This window comes from Mesorhizobium sp. M0778, from assembly GCF_040320105.1.
Lineage (GTDB): Bacteria > Pseudomonadota > Alphaproteobacteria > Rhizobiales > Rhizobiaceae > Mesorhizobium.
In genome coordinates this window covers 234,915-252,171 of the sequence record NZ_JAMYPA010000003.1, presented here as the reverse complement: position 1 = coordinate 252,171, position 17,257 = coordinate 234,915, and the positions used below count along the sequence as shown (strand labels likewise).

18 protein-coding genes and 1 pseudogene are annotated in these 17,257 nt (G+C 62.7%); 8 read left to right on the top strand and 11 right to left on the bottom strand.

The features are described from left to right. Positions 1-2: 2 nt before the first annotated feature. From NKI22_RS06815 to NKI22_RS06785, 7 genes are read right to left on the bottom strand one after another with little or no spacing between them, the layout of a single operon-like run. A complete protein-coding gene (locus NKI22_RS06815) occupies positions 3-1,112 on the bottom strand; it encodes a CgeB family protein (protein ID WP_023716624.1) in 1,110 nt (369 codons plus the stop codon). Next, positions 1,109-2,203, bottom strand: a complete 1,095-nt coding sequence (locus NKI22_RS06810) for a CgeB family protein (RefSeq protein ID WP_352715879.1) — start codon at positions 2,201-2,203, stop codon at positions 1,109-1,111. Before NKI22_RS06810 ends, NKI22_RS06815 begins: the two co-directional genes overlap by 4 nt. Then, a complete protein-coding gene (locus tag NKI22_RS06805; protein ID WP_023716626.1) occupies positions 2,200-3,330 on the bottom strand; it encodes a CgeB family protein in 1,131 nt (376 codons plus the stop codon). Before NKI22_RS06805 ends, NKI22_RS06810 begins: the two co-directional genes overlap by 4 nt. Positions 3,331-3,332: 2 nt before the next feature. After that, entirely contained in the window at positions 3,333-4,433 is a 1,101-nt protein-coding gene (locus NKI22_RS06800; protein ID WP_352715876.1) for a glycosyltransferase family 4 protein, read from the bottom strand. Next, entirely contained in the window at positions 4,418-5,710 is a 1,293-nt protein-coding gene (locus NKI22_RS06795; protein ID WP_352715873.1) for a TIGR04295 family B12-binding domain-containing radical SAM protein, read from the bottom strand. The genes NKI22_RS06800 and NKI22_RS06795 overlap by 16 nt, the downstream gene beginning before the upstream one ends. Continuing rightward, on the bottom strand, positions 5,707-6,786 hold the full coding sequence (locus tag NKI22_RS06790) for an NAD-dependent epimerase/dehydratase family protein (protein ID WP_352638951.1): 1,080 nt from the start codon (positions 6,784-6,786) through the stop codon (positions 5,707-5,709). Before NKI22_RS06790 ends, NKI22_RS06795 begins: the two co-directional genes overlap by 4 nt. After that, entirely contained in the window at positions 6,783-7,889 is a 1,107-nt protein-coding gene (locus tag NKI22_RS06785; RefSeq protein ID WP_352937235.1) for an NAD-dependent epimerase/dehydratase family protein, read from the bottom strand. Before NKI22_RS06785 ends, NKI22_RS06790 begins: the two co-directional genes overlap by 4 nt. Before the next feature lie 238 nt (positions 7,890-8,127). On the opposite strand from NKI22_RS06785, the gene NKI22_RS06780 reads away from it, so the two are divergent. Beyond that, positions 8,128-8,400 (top strand): hypothetical protein, encoded by a 273-nt coding sequence (locus tag NKI22_RS06780; RefSeq protein WP_352958314.1) that lies wholly within the window; start codon positions 8,128-8,130, stop codon positions 8,398-8,400. A 26-nt stretch (positions 8,401-8,426) separates the two neighbouring features. Here NKI22_RS06780 and NKI22_RS06775 read toward each other — a convergent pair whose 3' ends face one another. Both NKI22_RS06775 and NKI22_RS06770 read right to left on the bottom strand, forming a co-directional pair. After that, positions 8,427-8,975 (bottom strand): response regulator, encoded by a 549-nt coding sequence (locus NKI22_RS06775; RefSeq protein WP_352958311.1) that lies wholly within the window; start codon positions 8,973-8,975, stop codon positions 8,427-8,429. Positions 8,976-9,024: 49 nt separating this feature from the next. Continuing rightward, positions 9,025-9,222 (bottom strand): hypothetical protein, encoded by a 198-nt coding sequence (locus NKI22_RS06770; RefSeq protein ID WP_023716633.1) that lies wholly within the window; start codon positions 9,220-9,222, stop codon positions 9,025-9,027. Between the two features lie 165 nt (positions 9,223-9,387). Between NKI22_RS06770 and NKI22_RS06765 the strand changes: the two genes are divergently transcribed. Then, the gene (locus NKI22_RS06765) at positions 9,388-12,492 is read left to right on the top strand and encodes a CheR family methyltransferase (protein ID WP_023716634.1); all 3,105 of its coding nucleotides are present in this window, start codon (positions 9,388-9,390) and stop codon (positions 12,490-12,492) included. Further along, positions 12,489-12,848 carry a response regulator gene (locus tag NKI22_RS06760; protein ID WP_023716635.1) on the top strand — a complete coding sequence of 120 codons (360 nt, stop codon included), beginning with the start codon at positions 12,489-12,491 and terminating at the stop codon, positions 12,846-12,848. The genes NKI22_RS06765 and NKI22_RS06760 overlap by 4 nt, the downstream gene beginning before the upstream one ends. Positions 12,849-12,908: 60 nt before the next feature. Here NKI22_RS06760 and NKI22_RS06755 read toward each other — a convergent pair. Beyond that, a pseudogene (locus NKI22_RS06755) lies at positions 12,909-15,184 on the bottom strand (FdhF/YdeP family oxidoreductase). A gap of 145 nt (positions 15,185-15,329) precedes the next feature. On the opposite strand from NKI22_RS06755, the gene NKI22_RS06750 reads away from it, so the two are divergent. The 5 genes from NKI22_RS06750 (at position 15,330) to NKI22_RS06730 (ending at position 16,860) form a co-directional block, all read left to right on the top strand. After that, positions 15,330-15,548: a hypothetical protein gene (locus tag NKI22_RS06750; RefSeq protein ID WP_352482798.1), complete on the top strand. Its 219-nt coding sequence runs from the start codon at positions 15,330-15,332 to the stop codon at positions 15,546-15,548. 27 nt (positions 15,549-15,575) lie between these two features. Beyond that, positions 15,576-16,013 carry a GFA family protein gene (locus tag NKI22_RS06745; protein ID WP_352958309.1) on the top strand — a complete coding sequence of 146 codons (438 nt, stop codon included), beginning with the start codon at positions 15,576-15,578 and terminating at the stop codon, positions 16,011-16,013. A gap of 148 nt (positions 16,014-16,161) precedes the next feature. Further along, the gene (locus NKI22_RS06740) at positions 16,162-16,320 is read left to right on the top strand and encodes a hypothetical protein (RefSeq protein ID WP_023716639.1); all 159 of its coding nucleotides are present in this window, start codon (positions 16,162-16,164) and stop codon (positions 16,318-16,320) included. Positions 16,321-16,458: 138 nt separating this feature from the next. Beyond that, positions 16,459-16,638, top strand: coding sequence for a hypothetical protein (locus tag NKI22_RS06735; RefSeq protein ID WP_031193315.1), 180 nt, complete (start codon positions 16,459-16,461; stop codon positions 16,636-16,638). Positions 16,639-16,641: 3 nt separating this feature from the next. Continuing rightward, positions 16,642-16,860, top strand: a complete 219-nt coding sequence (locus NKI22_RS06730) for a hypothetical protein (RefSeq protein ID WP_352715865.1) — start codon at positions 16,642-16,644, stop codon at positions 16,858-16,860. A 43-nt stretch (positions 16,861-16,903) separates the two neighbouring features. Here NKI22_RS06730 and NKI22_RS06725 read toward each other — a convergent pair whose 3' ends face one another. After that, the gene (locus NKI22_RS06725; RefSeq protein WP_352547441.1) at positions 16,904-17,134 is read right to left on the bottom strand and encodes a hypothetical protein; all 231 of its coding nucleotides are present in this window, start codon (positions 17,132-17,134) and stop codon (positions 16,904-16,906) included. Positions 17,135-17,257: the final 123 nt, after the last annotated feature.

Here is a 17,257-nt window from a genome sequence, read left to right as displayed (position 1 = left end):
GGTCATGCTGCACTCTCGACATCCAGATCGAGAGCAGAACGTGGCGATTTGGCCCGCGCCAGCAGCGAAACGAATTCGCGGGCTCTCGCGGTGCTTGTGTGGGCTGCCAGGACGAGCGCGCGCGCTTGCCTGGCCATGGCAAGCCGGGCACCGTCGGATTCCCCAGACAGGATGCCGATCACGTCCTCGGTCCTGCGCGCCGTGTGGATTGTCCGCTCCGGAAACAGGCTGTCCAATCCGGTCCAGCAGTCGCTGATGATCGCGGTGCCGCAGGCGGCTGCCTCGAAGAGGCGCACGCTGGGCGACCATCCGGCCGCGATCATGGAACTGCGCGTGACGTTCAACGTGTAGCGTTGGCGGCTATAGAAGACTGCGTGATCTGCCGGTGGCAGGTGTTCGATGCGATCGACATTGTCCGGCCAGGCAATTTCGCGCGGATATTGCGAGCCGGCCACGACGAAGCGGCGCTCCGGCATGCGACGCGCCGGCTCGAACAGCAGCGCCTCCAGCGTCGCCTGGCGGTCGGGGCTGTAGGTGCCGAGATAGCCGAGATCCCAGCGCATTGGATCACCGGTTCCGTGATGCCGTTCCGGGTCGACGCAGCAGTAGAGCGGCTCGGCCCGCCTTGCGCCGAATTCAGCCGTCAGACGGGCAAGCGTCGGTCCGCCGGTGAACGAGAAATAGACATCGAAATACGGGACCTGCCGCCTGGCAATGTACTCGCAATCATCGGTTGAAAGTTTCACCAGCGTAACCGGCGTGTCGATGTCGTAAAAGCAGAACTGACCCGTGCACAGCGACGCCACGACCTCAATGATTTCAGGGCCTTCCGGAACGAAGGAGCCGACGACCACGATATCGGCCTCGCGCAGGCAGCGCGCAAAATTGCGGCGAAGATCATCGGTCGTTTCATAGTAGCGCAAGGCGCAGAAATCGGGATCGCGCAGATCCCGGTGACTTGCGTACCACGGCACGTCGCGTTCGAGGAAGGTGATGCGGTGGCCGAGCTCGTGGAGACCTTTAAGCAGCCCCCGAAAGGTGGTGGCGTGGCCGTTTCCCCAGGATGAGGAGAGCGACAGGCCAAGAAAGACGATGTCGAGTGGCTTTGTCATTCCGCAGCCTCCACGGTCGGGCGCTCGAAATGGCGCCTGAAAATGGCGTCGGCCAAAACGGCCCGTGTCGTATAGGTATGTTCGCCAAGCACACGCCGAAGCGCAGATGCCCCGATCGCCTTGGCCCGTTCGGCGCTAAGGCTTTGCATGATCTCGGCGACATCGTCGCCATCGCGCGCGACCAGGATTTCCTCGCCGGGTTTCAGGAACAGGTCTACACCGAGCCAGTCGTCGGTGATGAGGCATGCGCCGGCACCCGCCGCCTCGAAGACGCGCGTCGCAGGTGAAAAGCCATTGGCCGCCATGCTGTCGCGGCTGATGTTCAGCACCGCCTTGGCCGTGACGTTCAATGCATTGTGGTCGCGCGTGCCGACATGGCCGAGCCATCGGACATTGGCGGGCATCTGCTTGTCGCCCCAGCCCGATCCGCCGAGCAGGAAGCGCTGATCGGCCAGGCGGCTGGCCGGATCGAGGAAGAAAGCCTCGACGCGTGCCTCGCGGTCCGGCAGCCGATTGCCGAGAAAGGCAAGATCGCAGGCAAAGCGCCTATCCTTGCCGACCGGATGATGCGTTTCCGGATCGAGCGCATTGTAGATCGGCACGCATTCGGCGGCCCCCATGGCCCGATAGGCCCAGACCACGGGATCGCCGCCGCCATAGGTCAGCACCAGGTCGATTTCCTGCAGCGCCCGATGCAGCGGATGATCCGGCTCGTCGCGCAACTGGCCAAGCGTCGCCGGCGCATCGACATCCCAAAATACGGTCAGCGCATCGGCACGGGCGTGATCGAGCACCGCCCGCAACAGCGCGTCGTCTTCGAAACCGACGCCACTCGCCTTGACGACGATGTCCGCCTCGGCCGCTCGCGCCGCCACCTGCATGAGCGCATGCGGGGCGGCCTCGTAGACGACGACGGCACACCAGTCCGGCGCCTCGATATCGCGATTCTTCTGGCGATCGTAGACGTCCGGCTCGTAGAAGGTGATGTCATAGCCCAGCCTGGCCAGGGCCTTGAGCAGTCCGCGGTAATAGGTGGCCGCGCCGTTCCAATAGGACGACAGCAGGCTCGACCCGTAAAATGCGATCTTCATTCGGCGGCCTCCGTTGCAAGGATCGTGTCGGCGGCTTGGCGGCGCCCGCATTCGGCGAGCACGCCGAACAATTCATCCGCCCGGTGCCGGCATGTGTGCCGTGAGCGGATCGTCTCGAGGCCCGATGTCGCCAGAGATGCGGCGAGATCCGCGTCACGCAGCACGGTGCGAAGATGATGCCGCATCTCGAAGCCGGTGTTTGCAAACAGGAAATCGGTGCCGGGCCTGAACAGACGTTCGACATCGGACCACGGTGCCGAAACAAGTGGGATGCCGCAGGCGAGTGCCTCGAACATGCGGATGGTCGGGATGCCGGGCAGGCTTTCGCGATATGGACGCCGCGGGATGTGAACCGTGATGCGGTTCGCCGCGAATGCCTTCGGCACGTCGGCATTGGCGATCCAGCCTTCGTACCGCAGGCCGGCGGCGGCGAGGTCGGCGAGCGCCTCGCGTGGATAGCGGACGCCGTGGACAGTGCCGCTCAGGCCAAGTTCATGCACCGGATCGACCAGGAACTCCCTGATTTCGGTGCTGCGCTCGTCGTCGCCCCAATTGCCGATCCAGATCAGGTCGGCGCTACGGTCGATTTCAGGATGGGGCTGGAACAGATGGTCATCGGCTGCCTCGTGCCAGGTGAAGACCCGCCTGCCCCATCCGGCGCGAAGATAGCTCTCCCGCAGCGCCTCGCCGAAGGCGAGCACGCCATCATAATGTTCAAGCTGCAAGGCGGAAATCGCTTGCGTGGCCGAGATGGCACGATGGTGCGTGTCGTGAAACAGCAGCGTGAAACGGCCGCCAATTGCTTTCGCCCTGCCCAGCCGCGCGACAAGGTCCGGCGCGGTCCACTCGTGCACGATCACCACATCGGCATCGGAGATCCAGGCTTCGTGGTCGAAGGCGGCGTCATAGGTGACCGTCATCAACTCCGGAAAATCTTTCCGGAATCGCTCGATCGCGAAGGACCCTTTCTCGGCCAGCAGGTTCGACCGGCTCCAGCCGTCGGCGGGCTCCAGCGCAATCGCCTGGTGCCCACGCGCGACCAGCTCGCGCATGATGCCGCGCAGGAAATGTGCGTTGCCGTGGTTCCAGTCGGAAACGATCGAATGGGTGTAGAATAAAAACCGCATAATCAACTATCCGCCATGGTGGCCAGGGCCGCCTTGTCGTAGACGCCGCGCATGGCGGTCGCCTGTCTTGCCAATGAAAATCTGCGGCTTCGGCGGGCGGCTGCCTCACCGAGTTCTCGCCGGCGCTGCGTGTCGCTGCAAAGACCATTGATGCATCTGGCGAGATCGCCCGGATCGCGCGCGTCGTAGAACATGGCCGCCCCGTCCCACAATTCGCGGTAGGTCGAGATATCGGCAAGCACCAAAGGCGTCGCCGACATTGCGGCTTCCAGCGTGGCCAGGCCGAACGGTTCGTAGAGCGACGGCGATACGAAAATGCCGGCCCGCGCCATCAGCGAGCGCACTTCCTCGTGTGGTACCGGCCCGACGGGAACGGCGTGGCTGAAGCCAACATGCTGGCCGTCCGGCCCTTGCAGCGAACCGGCGACGAAGACCGGCCATTGCGTCAGGGGGGCGGCCTGGTCAAGCACCGCCGCGTTCTTTCCTTCATCCCACCAGCGCGCGGCGGCGAAAACCACCGATTCCCGCCTTTCGCCCTTCGCGCCCGGCCGTGCGCCGTTGCCGACGACGCTCAGCCGCGCGATCGGCCCGTAGCAGGTTTCGAGCATGTCGGCATGGCTGCGGCTCGGTGCAACGACCATGCCTGCTTTGTCGAAACCGCGCCGGTTACGGTCCTTTTGCCAGGCCCACTCGCCGTCCGCCGCCTGTCCCTTGACCGCGTGGAACCATGTCACGACGCAGGAATGCGATACCGCAACGATGGGGCAGGGCACGTCGAGCGCCGCCGCCTGCGTCGGCGCGTTGAGATGGACGACGTCGACAGCGTAGTCACGTATGAGTGGGCGCAGCTCCTGCTGCAATGTGTCGAGAACGTGCTCGCTGCGGGTCATCCAGTCCGGCGGCGTGTTGAGCCATGTCAGCGCCGCGAAAGACTGGGCCTCCTCGGCCTGCTGCCTGGACGGTTCCGGACCAAGCCCGGCAAGCACGACGCTGTCGCCGCCGGCGACCAGTTGCCCGGCCAGATCGAGCGCATAGCGCCAGACGCCACCGACGGCATCGACGGTCATCAGTATGCGACGCGGCGGGCTCAGTGTCCGCAACATGTGGCCTCCAATTCGGCCAGCGGACGCGGCCGCTTCTCCTGGATGTCGCTGAACGTTCGGAAGGATGCGAGGTAATGTTCATGCGCGCGCTCCCAGGCGAGGTCGTCGGGCTCGCCCCAAAGTTCGCGGTAGCTCGGCGAACTCGGATAAGGATAGAGCGGCACCGGTTCGTTGGCCCAAACGCCGTTGTCGATCAGGTGCTTTCGCCAATAATCGACGAGCGCGGGATCGTCCTCGACCACGCCGATCAGATTGGCCTGCACGAACGGCACGTGGCGCCTTGCGTCGACCAGCAGCGCGGCCAGCTCCTCGGTGCCCAAACGGCAGCGTTTTGCCAGCATGGCGCGGCCTTCCACAGTCAGGCTTTCGAGGCCCGCCTCGATCGAGACGCAGCCGGCGGCACCGAGCAGCTTCAGCAATTCCGGCTTCCAGAGGTCGATACGGGTCTGCACGCCGAACTTCACATCGCGATCGACCAGCGCCTCCAGCAATGCCTTTTGCGGCAGGAAGATCTCGTCGATGAAGTAGATGTAGCCGACACCCTGTGCGATCAGCCGGTCGATCTCGGCGATCACTGCTTCGTGGTTCCGGCGGCGATAGGCATCGCGGAAATCGATCTTGGCGCAGAAACTGCAATTATACGGGCAGCCGCGCGACGCCTCGACCTCCGCGCCAAAACCGACCTGGTTGTCGTCGAAGCGGTGATGGTGGTGCGAATGCGCGGCAATCCAGTCCGATGGCCATTCGAGCGGCGGGTGATCGATGAACGAGCTCGCATGCACGCCGCCGTTCGAGACCAGTTCTCCATCCTCGAAATGGGCGGTGGACGGCACCGCAGTCCAGTCGTCGCGCCGGGCAAGTTCCGCGACCACTTCCTCGCATTCGCCGCGCACGACAATGTTGACGCCAAGCTTGCGCAAAGTCGGCGTCGGCGTCGCCGAGCCATGCGGCCCGACTGCGACGGTGCGACCGCCGCGCCCGGCAAGATGATTGAGGAAATCGGCCGGCACGCGCAACTCGGGCGGTGCGCAGCGCCAGAACAGGTAGGTCGGCGCGGTGCTGACGACGGTTATGTCAGGCTCGAATGCGGCGGCGCGATCGGCGAGCGCGGCGTTGTCGAGCTTCTGGATCTGCCCGTCCAGCATCAGCACCTCGTGGCCGGCAGCTTCGAGCAGCGCTTTCGAATAGCCGAGTTCGAGCGGCAGATGCGGCTGGCGGCAGCCGAAATAGATGCTGTCCTGGTACGTCCAGGACGGATTGACCAGAGCGATCCTCATGCCACGTACCTCGCCGGTTCGGGATGCGGGTCGAGGCGATGACGCTGCAGCCAGTCGGCGAGGTCGCGGATGCCGTTTTGCCACGGGACGTGCGCTTTCCATCCCAGCGCCGCCTCGATCGCGCGTGTGTCGGCGACGAAGAACGGTTGGTCGCCGGTGCGTTCGCGGTCGTAACGGATCGGAACGTCACGTTTCGTTATGTCGCGAATCTCCTTCAGCAGCATGCGCAGGCTGACGGCGTTTTGTGGTCCGCCGCCGAGATTGAATGCCTGGCCGCTGATTTCCTCGATCCGGTCGAGCACGGCGCGATAGGCCGCGACCGCATCGGCAACGTGGAGGATGTCGCGCACCTGCTTGCCGTCGCCATAGATGGTGATCGGCCGGTCGGAGAAGGCGCTAAGCAGGAAGTGGGCGACCCAGCCCTGATCCTCCGTCCCGAACTGGCGCGGTCCATAGATGCAGCTCATGCGCAGCACCGCCGTCGGCAGGTCGTATGACTTGGCGTAGTCGAGGACATACTGGTCCGCCGCGCCCTTGGAGCAGCCATAGGGCGTGCAGAAATCGAGGCCGCGCGTCTCGTCGATGCCGTGCGCATGGATGGCCGCGTCGCGAGGCGCGTATCTGCCGTCTTCTTCGCCCATGGCGAGGTCGGCGAGGCGGCCATAGACCTTGTTGGTGCTGGCGAAAACGACGGGGATGCGTTTGCCGCTGCGGCGAGCGGCTTCCAGGACGTTGAACGTTCCGCGCAGGTTGACGTCGAAATCCTCGTCCGGCCGAACCAGGCTCGTGGTGACGGCGGTCTGCGCGGCAAAGTGGAAAACCGCTTTCGAACGCGCCACCAGCGGCGCGAGCGCCTCTGCGTCGCGGATATCGGCGATTTCGATGGTCAGACGGCTGCCGTGCTTTTGCGTCAGCCATTCCAGGTTCTGTTCGACGCCGGGACGGCTCAGGTTGTCGATGACCAGCACCGGTTCGCCATCCGACAACAGGCTGTCGGCGAGGTTGGAGCCGATAAAACCGCTGCCGCCGATAATGGCGATGGGCGCTTCGCGAAAATCGGGTGACTCCGGTCTCATGATACCAGCCCTCGCGCTTCGAGTTCCCGCTTCATCTCGGCACTGCGATCGATGGCGACGGTGTTGCGCACCCATGCGACGAAATCGCCGAGCGAATGCTCCAGCCGGTGCTGCGGCTGGAAGCCGAGCAGTTCGCGCGCCTTCGAGATATCGGCAAAGCAGTTGCGGATATCGCCGGAGCGTGCCTTGCCGAGGATTTCCGGCTGGCGGCCAGGCACGCCCATGGCTTCGGCGAGCAGCCGGGCGACGTCGCTGACCGCGTAGGCCCGACCGCCGCCGATGTTGATGACGTGGCCGCGCGCCTGGGGCTGTTCCAGAGCCAGGCGGAAGGCGCGGGCAACGTCGCGCACATGCACGAAATCGCGCTGCTGTTCGCCGTCCTCGAAAATCAGCGGCCGCTGGCCATTGGCGATGCGGGAGGCGAAGTTCGCCAGGACGCCGGTATACGGGTTCGAGAGCGCCTGTCCGGCGCCGAAGACATTGAACAGGCGCAGCGCCACCGCGTCGACGCTATAGGCTTCGCCGAAGATCAGTACGGCGCGTTCCTGGGCGTATTTTGTCAGTGCGTAGATCGAGGCTAGATCGACCGGTTTCTCCTCGTCGGTCGGCAGCGGCGACAGGACTTCACCTTCCGGCGACAGGGGATTCCATTGGCCGCTGCGGATGTCGTCCGGCTGCCGTCTTGCATTGTCGATGCGCCGGCCGTCTGGCGTGGCATAGAGACCCTCGCCATAGACGCTCATCGAAGAAGCGACCACAATCCGTTCGATCGGCCGTTTGATCAGCGCTTCCAGCAACGTGGCGGTGCCGAGGTCGTTGGCGCCGACATAGCGGGCGATCTCGTACATGGACTGGCCGACGCCCACTTCAGCCGCCAGGTGAATGATCGCGTCGACACCCTCGACCGCCTCTATGATAGCGTCGCGATCGCGAACGTCGCCTTTGATCAGCTTGGCGCCTGCCGGCAGGCTGATTGCCTCGCCGCCGTGCACCTGATCCAGCAGCGCATCGAGAATTGAAACCCCATAGCCATGTTCAACGAGTTCCTGGGCGACGTGGCGGCCGATGAAACCGCAGCCTCCCGTGACCAGTATACGTTTCACGACAACTCCTCATACGAATGGCTTTGCCGCCCCAAACTTCCGGGCGAAAGGTTTGTTCCCTTGCTTCAACAAAGTTCAGGAGGCTCGCCGGGGTAGGTTTCAACCAGGCGTGGGAACATCGAAGGCTGCTTGGTGTTAGGAGCCATGTTCGACCAACCGCGCGCACATGCCGGGCAGCGATGCATCTGCTGGTTGTGCAACGCGGGGGATCTCGCGGTGGAATCGAAGGGAGATTGCCATGTCTGAATCGAAGACGACCACCGATCATGACGAAATCCGCCGTTGGGCCGAAGACCGCGACGGGCGGCCGGCGGTGGTGCGCACCAAGGGCGAGGGGGGCATACTGCGCATCGATTTCGGCGAGCCTGAAGAGACGTTCGAGCCCGTCGAGTGGAACGAGTTCTTCAGGATATTCGATGAGAACGAACTGGCCTTCCTCTACCAGGATGAGACCAGCGGCGGAAAGACCAGCCGCTTCAACAAATTCGTCGAGCGCAGCCGGAAAAGCTAACATCGTCTAGTTGCCGGCGGCCATGGTCAGTGCAGCAGGTTTGCTCCACGTGCCTTGACGATGTTTCGCATGATGCCGTTGAGCCAATCCTCTGTCGAGGAACCGGATCGTCTGTTGTCGATCTCGCCGATGGCCTGCTCGAGCGTTCGCTCGACCAGCCGGTCGGAAGCATCCATATCTCCCAGCAGCAGACGCGCCGCGAGCCTGAGCTTGGGCAGCAGCGAAAATACGTCGTCTGAGGGCTCGGACGCTCGGCCTCCTTTCGATGCCGACGTCTCGGCTGGGAAGAGAGCATCGAAGACTGCTTGGCCGTCCGAGGATTTTCTGAGGCTGCTGGCATATCGAAGGCGCTCAGGAATAACGATGTCTTCGTCGCCGCTGAAAAACACGAACGGCACGCCACGGCGCATCAGTTCGTCGGCGATCGGGAATACCCGCCTTCCGTTGAGATTGACGTCCAGGATCGCGGCTTCCGCCTCATCCGTATGTTTCGATGCCTGTTCGACCGTCGCCACGGGGCCAAGTACGACGGCGCCCATCTTGCTGAAATAACGTGCAAGATCGCCCGCCAGCATCCATTCGTCCTCGACGATCAGGATATGCAAGCCTTGCAGGTCGCGCACCTCATTGTTCCTTCTTCCTGCGGGATTTACGGCTGTCGGCGCGGACGTCTGCAAAGTGGCGCGCCAGGACCTCTTGCAACCGTTCCGCGAGCGCGAGCAGGCGAGGCGGAATATTTTCGGATACCGGGAACTTGGTCAGATCCGGCGACGGCAACAGGACTCGCTTGGCCGGCTTTATCTCAGGTGGTCGTTTTGCCATTGGAACCGCCTCCGAAGTCAGATGTTAATGCCCACCGGCGGTGCTTTGTTCCGTTGGTGGACTATTTACTGGCCTCGGGCTCAGCCCGGTCTTAATCTGACGCGTGATTTGGGTCTAAGGCCCGATTGGACGGCTTCGTGTTGCGGCGGTTACCAGGGGCGTGGCGTGGCATCCCAGAATGGAAGATTTCCCATTGTCGGCGTCGGCGCATCGGCCGGCGGCATTCCCGCGATGGAGGGCCTGTTCAAAGGACTGACCGACGGCACCGGCATGGCGTTTGTCGTCGTCACGCACCTTAGCCCGGAACGGGAAAGCCTGCTGCACGAGGTTATCCAACGTTACACCGAAATGCCGGTCGTCGTGGCCGAGGAGGGCGTAGCGGTCCAACCGGACCAGGTCTATGTGATGCCACAAAACGTCGTCCTCACCATCCGTAAGGGCGCGCTTTCGCTGCGCCGGCCGAACACGCTCAACCGCGAGCGCAAGCCGATCGACATCTTCTTCAGCGCATTGGCCGAGGACCAGGGCGAGTATGCCGTCGGCATCATCTTGTCGGGTGGCGATTCGGACGGCACGCTCGGCGCCAGGGCGATCAAGGAGCATGGCGGGCTGACCATAGCCCAGGCCTCCAACGGGTACGGCCCCCGCAATCCGGACATGCCGCAGAGTGCGATTTCGAGCGGCCTGATCGACATAGCGGCGCCCGCCGAGCAGATCGGTGCAAAGCTTCAGGCGTTTGTCCGCGGCTTCGACGTGCTGAACGGCCTGACCGAAGCGGACGACGAACACAAGGCCGAGATGGATCGGGCCCGCGATGAAATCTACGCCATTTTGCGCAGCCATTCCGGTCACGACTTTTCCGGCTACAAGACCAAGACGTTCCTGCGTCGCGTAAAGCGGCGCATGCAGATCACGCAGCTGCAGTCGGTCACCACCTACATAGAACGGCTGAAAGGCGATCCGGACGAGGTGGCGAAGCTGTTTCGCGACCTGCTCATCAACGTCACCAGCTTTTTTCGCGACGCCGAAGCGTTCAAATTGCTGGAGGAAAAGATCATACCGCAGATTTTCGAAGGCAAGAACGCCTCCGATGCGGTGCGTGTCTGGGTGCCCGGCTGTGCCACCGGCGAGGAGGTGTTCTCGATCGGCATGCTGATGCGCGAGCGCATCGAGAAGCTTTCCGCGCCGCCGCGCGTCCAGATATTCGCGACCGACATCGACGAGCCGGCGCTCGCGGTGGCGCGTGCGGCGCGTTATCCCGAAGCGCTGCTGCACGGGCTTTCGCCACAGCGCAGGCAACGCTTTTTCCACAGCGACGGCGCGAGCTACGTGCTTGGCAACGAGGTGCGCGAACTGTGCATCTTTTCGCCGCACAGCATTATCCGCGATCCTCCCTTCTCGCGCATGGATATGATTTCCTGCCGCAACCTGCTGATCTATTTCGGCCCGCAGATCCAGAACCGGGTGATTCCGATCTTCCATTACGCGCTGAGGCCGGGCGGCTATCTGTTCCTCGGCACCTCGGAAAGCGTCGGTCAGCACGGCGACCTGTTTGCCACGGTCGACAAGAAGCATCGGATTTTCCAGGCGCGGGAACATGCAATGCCGCGGCCGCTGGTTCTGATCGGCAATGGCCCCACGGGTGCCCTTCCGGTCGGACGCGGCGGCTCGACGAAGGATGCCGCCAGCCATTCACTGCGCCAGGCGATCGAGGCTCAGGTGCTGGAGCGGTTCGCCCCGCCTCACGTTCTGGTCAATGGCGATGGCGACATCGTCTACTATTCGGCGAGGACGGGCAAATATCTGGAAGCACCGCAAGGCGCCCCGAGCCGGCAGTTGCTGACACTGGCCCGCCGCGGGCTTAGACTTGAGCTGCGAGCCGCGTTGCGGGAGGCAGCCACGACGCGCCGCACGGTCGTTCGGGAGAACATAGCGGTCGAAGAAGACGACGGACAGCTTCAGTTCATTGCACTGATGGTCGAGCCGTACACGGAACGCGGCAATGGCGAGCCCCTCTACCTCGTCCTGTTCAATCCGGTGGGACAGGCCCAGATCCGCTCCGATCCGGCACGCGAAAGCCGCGGCGCCGACGATGCGACCGATCTCGAACGGGAGTTGCGCGACACGCGCGAGCGGCTGCAGTCGACCATCGAGGAATACGAAACCGCGCTGGAGGAAGTAAAGTCTTCGAACGAGGAACTCGTCTCCGTCAATGAAGAGGCGCAGTCGACCAATGAGGAGCTTGAGGCCTCGAAGGAGGAGATGCAGTCGCTCAACGAAGAGCTCAATACCATCAACGCAGAGCTGACTGGCAAGATAGAGGAACTCGACCGCGCCAACAGCGATCTCAGAAACCTGTTCGAAAGCACGGAAATCGCCACCATCTTCCTCGACCGCAACCTTGTGGTGCGGACCTTTACTCCCGCCGCGTCGTCGTTCTTCAACTTGCGTCCGTCCGATGTCGGCCGACCGCTGACCGATCTTTCGAGCCAGCTCGACTACCCCGAGTTGAAGCGGCACATCCAGGCGGTGTTCGAGACGGGAGAGACCCTGAACCATCACCTTGCGCGCGACAACAAGGGCCGGTTCTACCTGGTTCGCATCAACCCGTACCGGGACAAAGGCGGCAGCATCCAGGGCGTGGTCGTGACCCTGATCGACGTGACGACGCTGGCGCAGGCTGAAGAGCGTCAGCAGGTGCTCATCTCGGAGCTGAACCATCGCGTCAAGAACATGCTGGCGGTCGTCGCCAGCATCACCAACCGGACGCGTGAAAACTCGGCGTCGAAAGACGAGTTCGCCGAAGCCTTGATCGGCCGGCTGCAGGCGATGTCACGAGCCTACAGTCTGCTCTCGCGAGAAAGCTGGACGGAAGCCTCCGTCGAGGAACTGCTGCGCCAGGAACTTGATCCCTTTGGGGCCGAACGGTTCGAGCTCGATGGCAAGCGGGTAAGCCTCAAGCCTGTGCAAGGGCTCTCCTTCGGCATGGCAATTCATGAGCTGGCGACGAATGCCGCCAAATATGGCGCACTGTCGAAACCTGCCGGGCGCATAGTTGTCAAATGGTCGGTGGTGGATGGCACCTTCAAGCTCGTCTGGCGCGAGAAGGGCGGCCCCCGCATCAAGGAGCCAACCGACAGCGGCTTCGGCCTTACCCTTCTGCGTGGAGAAATCGGTTACAGGCTGGGCGGAAAAGTTGAAACAAGTTTCCGCTCAAATGGTTTGGAGGTGGAAATTGCATTCCCTCTGACCCGCGAGGGCTCGTCGTGACCGGAAAGGTGCGTGTGCTGATCGTCGAGGATGAATGGCTGATCGCCGACGACGCGGCGGCTTACCTGCGCAAGGCCGGCCATCAGGTGGTCGGGCCGGTTTCGTCGGTTACGGCGGCCCTCCGCCTCGTCGGTGAAGGCGGCATCGACGCGGCGCTGTTGGATATCCAGTTGAACGACGAGACCAGCTATCCAATCGCGGAAGCGTTGCGGACGCGCGGCGTGCCGTTCGCTTTCCTCTCCGGGTATGGCGAACGCGAAATTCCGGCAGGTTTCCGCGCTTGCAGGATCGTGCAGAAGCCGGCGAGCCAGAGTGCGATCCTGAATGCCGTGGATGAACTCGCGCGAGCCTGCTGAGGTCTCGATTTTGAACCAAGTCACATCCGCATGGTGCGTGCCTGCCGCGAACACGAACGCCTATGGCAAGATCCGCACCGGTACCGATTTGGCGGCCGGGACATGAGCCTTCTCGGCTCTGTGCCAGAGAGGAATCAGTGGGTTGAGCTCGGGATAATAACCGGCGCAATTTCCCTCCGGCACTGAGAAAGGCGTGATGCGCAGCCCGCGCACGCGGCGCTCCGCGCCATCCTGCGCATTGGCTTCGAGATCGACCTCCTGTCCCGCGCTCAAGCCGAGGCGCTGGATGTCCTTTTCGTTCATCAACAGCACCATGCGTGTGCCGCTGATGCCGCGCAGCCGGTCGTTGTAGCCGTAGACGGTCGTGTTGAACTGATCGTTGGAGCGCACCGTGATCAGTGTCAGCACATCGCGGCCGGCGACATCGATGTCAGGATCGGTTTCAAGGCCACTTGGCAGCTTGAAATTGGCCTTCTTGTTCGGCGTCTCCCACACCCGCTTGCTCGCCTTGATGTCGCGATGGAACCCGCCGGGCGTCAGAAAGCGCTTGTTGAAGTCGCGGAAATGTTGGGGGTAGCAGCGCTCGATCTCGTCACGGATGCGGGAATAGTCGCCAACCCACTCATCCCGTGGGATCGAACTCCTGCCCGGCACCGTCGCCTTGGCAAGTTCGGCGACGATCCGGGGCTCGGAAAGCAGATGCGGCGAAGCCGGAGGTCGCGATCCGAACGAGCCATGGATACAGGCGGTGGAATCCTCTATCGACACCCTTTGGTCGCCGCTCGCCTGATGATCTCTTTCCAGCCGTGACAGGCAAGGCAGCAGATAGGTTGTCCGGCCGGCGATCAGATGGCTGCGGTTGAGCTTGGTCGCGATCTCGACATGCAGGTCGAGCCCACGCCAGGCTTTCTCGACCAGGCCGGTTTCCGGCACGGCCCGCACGAAATTGCCGCCGAGCCCGACGAGGCCCTTGACCGATCCGTCGATGACGCCCTCGCAGGTCTCGACCGTATCGAGACCTTTCTCACGCGGCGGTTCAAAGGCGTAGAATTCGGCGAACTTGTCGAGCGGGACGAGCTCGGGTTTTTCCGATATGCCGACGGTGCGCTGTCCCTGGACATTGGAATGGCCGCGCAGCGGCGAAATACCGGCGCCGGGTTTTCCGATATTGCCGCGCATCATCAAAAGGTTGCACAGCATCTGGACGTTCTCGGTGCCGTGCCGATGCTGGGTCAGGCCCATGCCGTAATTGCCGATCACCGCGTTGGCATGGCTGTAGACCTCGGCGACATGCTCCAGATCGGCCTGCGCAATGCCCGATCGTGCGACGATATCGCTCCACTGGGTGTTGCGCAGGAAGGCTTCGAACTCGGCGAAGCCATGCGTGTGCTCGGCGATGAAAGCCGTATCGAGGGCACGCGTCCTGCCGCTTTCGCGGGCGGCATCGTCGAGCGCCAGCAACGCTTTGGCGATGCCCGTTATCGCGGCGATGTCGCCGCCCGAACGGACCTGGAAGAAGTCGCTGGACATTTTGGTGCCCGGTCCGGGCGACAGCATGTCGATGGAGTTTTGCGGATTCTTGAAGCGCTTCAGTCCCCGCTCGGGCAAAGGATTGAAAGTGAAGACGGGCACGTTGCGTTGACGTGCCTCTTGCAGCGGATGCAACAGGCGCGGCGCCGTCACCCCGGTATTGTGCCCGAAGAAGAGCATCATGTCGCATTTCGCAAAGTCTTCGAGCTGCACGGTCCCGACCGGCGAACCGATCGATTCCGGCAAGCCGACCGAGGTCGATTCATGACACACGTTGGACGAATCGGGCAGGTTCGAAGACCCGTAGATCCGCGCAAAAAGCTGATACATGAACGAGGCCTCGAGCGAGGCGCGGCCGGACGTGTACAATACCACCGATTTGGGATCGAGCCGTCGCAATTCGGCAGCTATGTCGCGGAATGCATCGTCCCGGCGGCATTGTAGCGCATGGGCTCCGTAAGCCTGCCCTGTTTCTCCAGATCGTGGTCCGGCCAATCGAGCAATTCCGCCACCGAATGCTCGGCGAAGAAAGCGGGTTCGCAGCGCAGCTTGGTCTGGTCCCACATCGTCGCCTTGGCGCCGTTTTCACAGAATTCGAAAGGCCTCGGCTGAGCTGGCTTTGCCCATGAGCAAGACACGCACATATAGCCGTCGGCCTTGTTCTGCTTGAGCAGCGTGCTCCATATCCCGGACAATAGCAGGCCTTCGCCACGCGCCTTGCGGACCAGCGATTTGAGCGATCCCCAGCCGCCTGTCGGGTGGTCGTATTTCTTGGTTTCAATGCGATCGGTTACCGCGGGTTTCATGCAAGCCACTCCCTGTAGAAGAGCAGTCATACGAACCCGCCGTGAGGCTGAATGTTCCCGGCCGGCTCCGTCCCGTCACGCCGTCCGTCTAACCGGAACCATTTCCGCCATCGTTTGTTCGGCTCAAAGAAAGGAGCCGTGCGAAATGGAGCGACGTAACGCGTTAATTGCAATGGTGATTTCGGCCATCATCATCGTCGGCTTCCTCATAGGCTTTTTGTACGGCGATATGGGCTGGCAGACTTCGCCGCTCAAAAGAGCCGCTGAACAGAACCAGGGTGGCAATGCTCCGGCCGATACCTCGCCTGCCGCCGGCATCAAGAAGAACCCCAAGGAAAATACCGAAATGCCGGGCCAGCAGTGAAGGCGAGTCCAGCCATGAAGTTAGCCAATGCCACGAACTGAAACGGGTTCCTGTTTTTGCGGCGCCATAACGGCGCAAATGCGCGGCGAGCCGTTCTGGGTTTGCTCCGATCACGACGACGACTGTCGCAAGGCGATAGGAAGCCCGCTAACGGTGTGGGTCGGTTATCGGCCTTCTGAATTCACCTTGCTCACCGGCATACCGAAGACCTTTTCGAAAACCCCCGGTGTGCTCCGGTCCTTCTGCGCGGATTGCGGAACATCGATCGGCTATGTCGACCAGGGCCTGCCCGACGAACTCTATCTGGCGATCGGCTTTCTCGATCACCCCGAACGGTTTCCGCCAGAGGCCCACGCATACTGGGACATGAGGTTACCCTGGGTCGACTTTCCAGACGAGCTGCCGCGGGTGGGGATGTATTCGAGGCGGCGAGATCCGGCCTTCGGAAATCCGGCGGAACGCTAGCTTTCGATCCCCTTGCTGGTTGGAAAACGCGCCATTCGGGCTTCGTACGAAAACGACAATTGGCGCGCGGCTGAAAACGCGCGATCATGTGTCAATGGGCCGCCGTTTGGATGACAAGCTCGATTGCAAGGCGTGCGGGACGATCCTGATGGAGATTCCCGACAACCCGAAGGATTCCACACCGATCTATTGCAGCAATTGCGGCGCCTATCTCGGCGAATGGGGCGATCTGCAGGAGGACTTCTTCAGGCAGGCGTTCGGTGCCCAGGCCTTCGATCTGAACAACGGAAACATCATCAAGAAATAATCCTGGATTGTGCGGGCACCCCGCCGGCCCCAAGCCACGGCCTGTGGACCCGGCTCGTTGCGGCAATCGCCGTTCGTATCGGACCCTCGGGAACCTTTCTCCCGAGCCGCTTGTTTGGGTGGCGGAAGGAGAAACGCCATGAGCACGAAACCTCCCCCTGTGCCGCCGAAGAATCTGAGCCCAAAGGGCGCCGGTGACAAAAAATCGGTAGCAGCCGACCAGGCACCGCAATCCACCGTCCCCGATCCCGACAAGCAGGGTCAGCAAGGCAATACGAAGGTCAACACCACTCATCAAGGCAACGTCCAGGATCGCTAGGCCATGTCCACGTCGAAGAAAACTCCTGCCAGCATCCGCCAGGGCGGTCCCGGCGCCGCGCACGAAAACGCCAAGAAGCCGCTGAGCGTCGAAAAGCCGCCGGCCGATTCAGACCAGCGCAGCCACAGCAAGGTCTCCGGCGGCGGCGGCGAACGCGACAGCCACCATACCCATGACCCCGAAAAGAAAGGCGACACTCGGCCGGCGCATCAGGACAAGTGAAGTCGGGCGGCGACGCGACTACCGATGGGGCTCGAGCGAAATGTCAGCGGGGACGGCGCGCCAAGGCAATCGGCACGACGTTGTCGACATTGATCACCGGCAAATCGAACAGCATCGGAAGCCCCCGCGTCGCGGCCATTTCCACGATCAGCTCCTCGATGGAGTGATCGGTCAGAAGGGTTTCGACGCCCAGCCGGATCATCGCCGCCAGCTTGTGCACCGGCACCGGCACGGACTTCGCCCGGTCGTCGAGCAACTTGCTGATTTCGATCACGACGTCGGCGTCGATATTCCTGGGCAAGTCTCGCATAAGCGCCTCCCCGCCAAACGAAACGAAAAGCCCGCCGCACCTTTCGATACGGCGGGCGATCCAGTAATGCGCACCGGCGAGGGGATC

Excerpts from the sequence above, each read along its gene's own strand:
- NKI22_RS06805 (WP_023716626.1), bottom strand. The coding sequence starts at position 3,330 with ATGCGGTTTTTATTCTACACCCATTCGATCGTTTCCGACTGGAACCAC.
- NKI22_RS06780 (WP_352958314.1), top strand. The coding sequence starts at position 8,128 with ATGTCTGAATCGAAGACGACCACCGATCATGACGAAATCCGCCGTTGG.
- NKI22_RS06750 (WP_352482798.1), top strand. The coding sequence starts at position 15,330 with ATGGAGCGACGTAACGCGTTAATTGCAATGGTGATTTCGGCCATCATC.
- NKI22_RS06775 (WP_352958311.1), bottom strand. The coding sequence starts at position 8,975 with ATGCTGGCGGGCGATCTTGCACGTTATTTCAGCAAGATGGGCGCCGTC.
- NKI22_RS06745 (WP_352958309.1), top strand. The coding sequence starts at position 15,576 with ATGCCACGAACTGAAACGGGTTCCTGTTTTTGCGGCGCCATAACGGCG.
- NKI22_RS06735 (WP_031193315.1), top strand. The coding sequence starts at position 16,459 with ATGAGCACGAAACCTCCCCCTGTGCCGCCGAAGAATCTGAGCCCAAAG.
- NKI22_RS06770 (WP_023716633.1), bottom strand. The coding sequence starts at position 9,222 with ATGGCAAAACGACCACCTGAGATAAAGCCGGCCAAGCGAGTCCTGTTG.
- NKI22_RS06790 (WP_352638951.1), bottom strand. The coding sequence starts at position 6,786 with ATGAGACCGGAGTCACCCGATTTTCGCGAAGCGCCCATCGCCATTATC.
- NKI22_RS06795 (WP_352715873.1), bottom strand. The coding sequence starts at position 5,710 with ATGAGGATCGCTCTGGTCAATCCGTCCTGGACGTACCAGGACAGCATC.
- NKI22_RS06810 (WP_352715879.1), bottom strand. The coding sequence starts at position 2,203 with ATGAAGATCGCATTTTACGGGTCGAGCCTGCTGTCGTCCTATTGGAAC.
- NKI22_RS06800 (WP_352715876.1), bottom strand. The coding sequence starts at position 4,433 with ATGTTGCGGACACTGAGCCCGCCGCGTCGCATACTGATGACCGTCGAT.
- NKI22_RS06815 (WP_023716624.1), bottom strand. The coding sequence starts at position 1,112 with ATGACAAAGCCACTCGACATCGTCTTTCTTGGCCTGTCGCTCTCCTCA.
- NKI22_RS06740 (WP_023716639.1), top strand. The coding sequence starts at position 16,162 with ATGGAGATTCCCGACAACCCGAAGGATTCCACACCGATCTATTGCAGC.
- NKI22_RS06730 (WP_352715865.1), top strand. The coding sequence starts at position 16,642 with ATGTCCACGTCGAAGAAAACTCCTGCCAGCATCCGCCAGGGCGGTCCC.